Source organism: Micromonospora sp. D75, from assembly GCF_018070405.1.
Taxonomy (GTDB): Bacteria; Actinomycetota; Actinomycetes; order Mycobacteriales; family Micromonosporaceae; genus Micromonospora; species Micromonospora chalcea.
The window spans coordinates 1-4,931 of record NZ_JAGPXV010000458.1; the positions used below are offsets into that span (position 1 = coordinate 1).

General features: G+C 75.3%; 5 protein-coding genes. All 5 read left to right on the top strand.

Features of this window, described 5'->3' with window-relative positions; all coding sequences use genetic code 11:
* Window positions 1–1,444 (top strand): acetyl/propionyl/methylcrotonyl-CoA carboxylase subunit alpha (locus KBX39_RS23020; RefSeq protein ID WP_210872463.1); only part of this gene is annotated, 1,444 nt, incomplete at its 5' end.
* Window positions 1,441–2,148 (top strand): SRPBCC family protein, encoded by a 708-nt coding sequence (locus tag KBX39_RS23025; RefSeq protein WP_069088549.1) that lies wholly within the window; start codon window positions 1,441–1,443, stop codon window positions 2,146–2,148. The genes KBX39_RS23020 and KBX39_RS23025, both read left to right, overlap by 4 nt.
* Window positions 2,145–2,555, top strand: a complete 411-nt coding sequence (locus KBX39_RS23030) for a cupin domain-containing protein (RefSeq protein WP_043323615.1) — start codon at window positions 2,145–2,147, stop codon at window positions 2,553–2,555. Before KBX39_RS23025 ends, KBX39_RS23030 begins: the two co-directional genes overlap by 4 nt.
* Window positions 2,552–3,823: a beta-ketoacyl synthase gene (locus KBX39_RS23035; RefSeq protein WP_043323617.1), complete on the top strand. Its 1,272-nt coding sequence runs from the start codon at window positions 2,552–2,554 to the stop codon at window positions 3,821–3,823. The genes KBX39_RS23030 and KBX39_RS23035 overlap by 4 nt, the downstream gene beginning before the upstream one ends.
* Window positions 3,820–4,931, top strand: a 1,112-nt coding sequence (locus KBX39_RS23040; RefSeq protein ID WP_210872465.1) for a beta-ketoacyl synthase N-terminal-like domain-containing protein, incomplete at its 3' end; no start/stop codon positions are given. The genes KBX39_RS23035 and KBX39_RS23040, both read left to right, overlap by 4 nt.

Sequence of the window (4,931 nt, forward strand, 5' to 3'; positions counted from 1 at the left end):
CGACGCCGCCGCGCTGCCGGTGCGGCGGGCCGACGAGGCGGTCCGGATCGGCCCGGCGGCCAGCCGGCGCAGCTACCTCAACGCGGCGGCGATCGTGGAGGCGGCCCGGCAGACCGGCGCGCAGGCGGTCCACCCCGGGTACGGCTTCCTGTCCGAGGACGCCGACTTCGCCGAGATCTGCGCGGAGAACGGGTTGGTCTTCGTCGGCCCGCCGCCGCAGGTGATGGCCGCGCTCGCGGACAAGTCGACGGCGCGGGCGCTGATGAGCGCCGCCGGGCTGCCGCTGCCGCCGGGCAGCGTCCGGACGCTGGCGACGGCCGCCGAGGCGCAGGAGGTGGCCGCCGACGTGGGCTACCCGGTGATCGTGAAGGCCGCTGCGGGCGGGGGCGGGCGCGGCATGACTGTGGTGCGCTCGGCCGCGGAGCTGCCCCGCGCGTACGCCCGCACCCGCGCCGCCGCGCAGGTCGCGTTCGGCGACGACCGGGTGTACGTCGAGCGGTACCTCGCCGACGCCCGCCACGTCGAGGTTCAGGTGCTCTGCGACGGCCAGGGCAACGGCGTGCACCTGGGCACCCGGGACTGCTCGGTGCAGCGCCGGCACCAGAAGCTGATCGAGGAGGCGCCCGCGCCCGCGCTGCGGCAGGCCACCCTGGACACCGTCGCCGAGGTGGCGCTGCGCGGCGCGCTGTCGGTCGGCTTCACCGGGGCCGGCACCGTGGAGTTCCTGGTGGACGAGGCGGAACGCTGCCACTTCCTGGAGATCAACTGCCGGATCCAGGTGGAACACCCGGTCACCGAGATGGTCACCGGCGTGGACCTGGTGCAGGAGCAGCTGCACATCGCGTACGGCACCCCGCTGCGCCTGCGTCAGTCCGACGTCCGGCTGACCGGCGTGGCGATCGAGTGCCGGGTCAACGTGGAGGACCCGGACCGCGACTTCGCGCCCGCGCCCGGCCGGCTGGACCGGTTCCGGCCGCCCGGCGGCCCGTTCACCCGGGTCGACACCCACGGGCACACCGGCTACCTGGTCAGCCCGCACTACGACTCGCTGCTGGCGAAGGTGGCGGTCTGGGCGCCGGACCGGGACGCCGCGCTGGACCGGCTCGACCGGGCGCTGGCCGAATTCGACGTGGCCGGTCCGGGTGTGCGTACCACGATTCCGTTCGCCCGGCGGGTGCTGCGCGACCCCGCGTTCCGGGCCGCCCGGCACACCACCGCCCTGGTGGAACGCCTGCTCACCCCGCCCGCCGTGGCCACCGACGGGCCCGTCGGGAGCGTCGGCAGCGCCCCGGCCGGCGAGCGGGCCGACGGCGCCCACGCCGGCGCCGTCGTACCGCGGCTGCGGTCGGCGGTGCCCGACCCGCGCGCCGAGGCCGACCCGGCCGGCCGTACCCCCGTTCGCGCCGTGCCCGCCGCCGGCCCGACCACCTGGAGGAACCAATGACAGTCGCCCCCGACCGCCCGCTCGCCCGCGAGATCACCGACATCCTGGTCACGCACTGCGGCCTGGACCCGGACGCCGCCGCCAGCACGCCCGCCGCGAGCCTGGAGGAGCTGGGCATGGACTCGCTGGCGCTGCTCGAACTGTCCGCGGTGGTGGCCGACCGGTGGCGGGTGAAGATCCCGGAACAGGCCGGGCAGCTCAGCATCGCCGGCGTCGCCGACCTGGTCGCCCGCAAGGCCGATCCGCCCGGGCACACCGAGAACGCGGTGGAGATCGACGCGCCGCTGCCGCTGGTCTGGGAGATCACCAACGACGTGGCCCGGTGGCCCGAGCTGTTCACCGAGTACGCGGTCGCCGAGATCCTGCACCGCGACGGCGACACCGTGCGCTTCCGGCTCACCATGCACCCCGACGAGAACGGCGTGGCGTGGAGCTGGGTCAGCGAACGCACCGCCGACCCGGCCACCCGCGAGGTGCACGCCCGGCGCGTCGAGACCGGGCCGTTCGAGTACATGCGCATCCACTGGCGGTACGAGGAGATCCCCGGCGGCACCCGGATGACGTGGACGCAGGACTTCGCGATGAAGCCGACCGCGCCGGTCGACAACGCCGGCATGACCGACCGGATCAACACCAACAGCGCGATCCAGCTCGCCGTGATCAAGGAAAAGATCGAGCGGGCGTACGCGGGAGGCACCCGATGACCGACACCACCACCGCCCGGGTCTCCGTCCACGACGTGCCGGCCGACCGCCGTCGCGGCGGGGAGCTGCGGGTCCTGCTCGGCCCGAAGACGGTCGGCAGCACCTCCGGATTCATGGGCGTGGCCACGCTCGCGCCGGGGGAGCGGATCGCCGAGCACTACCACCCGTACAGCGAGGAGTTCCTCTACGTCGCCCGCGGCGCGATCACCGTCGACCTGGACGACACGCCGGTGCCGCTCGCCGCCGGGGAGGCGCTCTACGTGCCGAAGGACGTGCGGCACCGGCTGCGCAACACCGGCGACGAGCCCGCCGAGGTGGTGTTCCACCTCGGACCGCTCGCCCCCCGCCCGGAACTCGGCCACGTCGACACCGAGAGCGCGGCCCCGCCGCCACGGGAGCCGTCGTGACCGGCCGGCGCACCGTGGTCACCGGCGTGGGTGTCGTCGCGCCCGGCGGCGCCACCCGGGACCGGTTCTGGAAGACGATCACCGAGGGCCGCACCGCGACCCGGCGGATCAGCTTCTTCGACCCGTCGCCGTTCCGCTCGCAGATCGCCGCCGAGTGCGACTTCGACCCGGACGCCGCCGGGATCACGCTCGCCGAGCGGCAGCGCGCCGACCGGTACGTGCAGTTCGCGCTCGCCTGCTCCGCCGAGGCGCTCGCGGACAGCGGACTCGTCCTCACCGACGCGCAGCGCGAACGCGCCGGGGTGGTGCTCGGCACCGCCGTCGGCGGGACCATGGCGCTGGAGCAGGAGTACGTGCGGGTCAGCGACTCCGGCCGGCACTGGCTGGTCGACCACGCGCTCGGCGGGCCGTACCTCTATCAGGCGCTGGTGCCCAGCAGCCTGGCCGCCGACGTGGCGTGCCGGCACGGCCTGCACGGCCCCGCGCAGGTCATCTCCACCGGCTGCACCTCCGGCATCGACGCGATCGGGTACGCCCACCAGCTCGTCGCCGACGGCGAGGCCGACGTGGTGCTGGCCGGGGCGGCCGACTCGCCGATCTCCCCGGTCACCGTCGCCTCGTTCGACGCGATCGGCGCGACCAGCCCGGACAACGACGACCCGGAGCACGCCTCCCGGCCGTTCGACGCCGACCGGCACGGTTTCGTCCTCGCCGAGGGCGCCGCCGTGCTGGTGCTGGAGGAGGCCGAGCACGCCCGCCGCCGGGGCGCGCACGTCTACTGCGAGGTCGCCGGGTACGCCAGCCGCAGCAACGGCTTCCACATGACCGGGCTGCGCCCGGACGGCGCGGAGATGGCGGTGGCGATCAGCGACGCGCTGCGGCAGGCCCGGCTCGCCCCGTCGGCCGTGTCGTACGTCAGCGCGCACGGCTCCGGCACCCGGCAGAACGACAGGCACGAGACGGCGGCGTTCAAGCGGGCGCTGGGGGAGACCGCGTACCGGGTGCCGATCAGCTCGATCAAGTCGATGGTCGGCCACTCGCTCGGCGCGATCGGCTCGATCGAGATGGCCGCCTGCGCGCTGGCCATCGAGTACGGCGTGGTCCCGCCCACGGCGAACTGGACCACCCGCGACCCGGAGTGCGACCTGGACTACGTGCCGAACGAGGCGCGGGAGGTGCCGGTGGACGTGGCGCTGTCGGTGGGCAGCGGGTTCGGCGGCTTCCAGTCCGCGATGGTGTTCCGCCGGCTGGCGGCGGTGCCGACATGACCGCGCGGGCCGTGGTGACGGGCATCGGTGTGGTCGCGCCCAGCGGGATCGGCGCCGAGGCGCACTGGAACACCGTGCTGGCCGGCACCCGGCGCATCGGGCCGATCACGCTGTTCGACCCGGAGCGCTACCCGACCCGGGTGGCCGGGGAGGTGTCCGACTTCGACCCGGCCGGGTTCAGCGACACCCGGCAGCGGGTGCAGACCGACAGGTGGACCCACCTCGGCTTCGCCGCGACCAGGCTGGCGCTGGCCGACGCCGGGCTGCCCGAGGTGTCGCCCGACCCGTACCAGTGGGCGGTCACGCTCGCCAGTTCCTCCGGCGGCAACCTGTTCGGCCAGCGGGAGCTGCAGCGGCTGTGGGGCGGGCCGACCCGCACCGTCGGGGCGTACCAGTCGATCGCCTGGTTCTACGCGGCCAGTGTGGGCCAGCTGTCGATCCGCCACCAGTTCAAGGGGCCGTCCGGGGTGACCGTGTCCGAGTCGGCCGGCGGGCTGGACAGCCTCGCGCACGCGGTGCGCACCGTCCGCCGGGGCACGCCGGTGGTGATCGCCGGGGCCACCGAGTGCCCGCTGAGCCCGTACGCGCTCGCCTGCCAGCTGCGCTCCGGCCTGCTCAGCGACGTGTCCGACCCGCAGGCCGCGTACCGGCCGTTCGACGTCGCGGCCAGCGGCTACGTGCCGGCCGAGGGCGGCGCGGTCTTCGTGGTCGAGGAGCTGGGACACGCGCTGGCCCGGGGCGCCCGCGTCTACGGGGAGATCACCGGCTGGGCCGCCACCCACGACGCCGCGCCCACCGACCCGGCCGCCGGCCCCGACCCGGCGCACTACGCCCGGGCGCTGCGGCTGGCGCTGGAACGCGCCGGGGTACGCCCGCACGACGTGGACGTGGTCTGGCCGGACGCGCTCGGGGTGCCCGCGTACGACCGGGCCGAGGCGACCGCGTTGCGTGCCGTCTTCGGCGACCGGACCCCGCCGGTGACCACCCAGAAGCCGCTGACCGGCCGGGCGCACCAGGGTGGGTCCGCGCTGGACGCGGCCACCGCGCTGCTGGCGTTCCGCCGCGGGATGCTGCCCGCCGGGGCCGGCCAGGACAAACCGGCCACTGT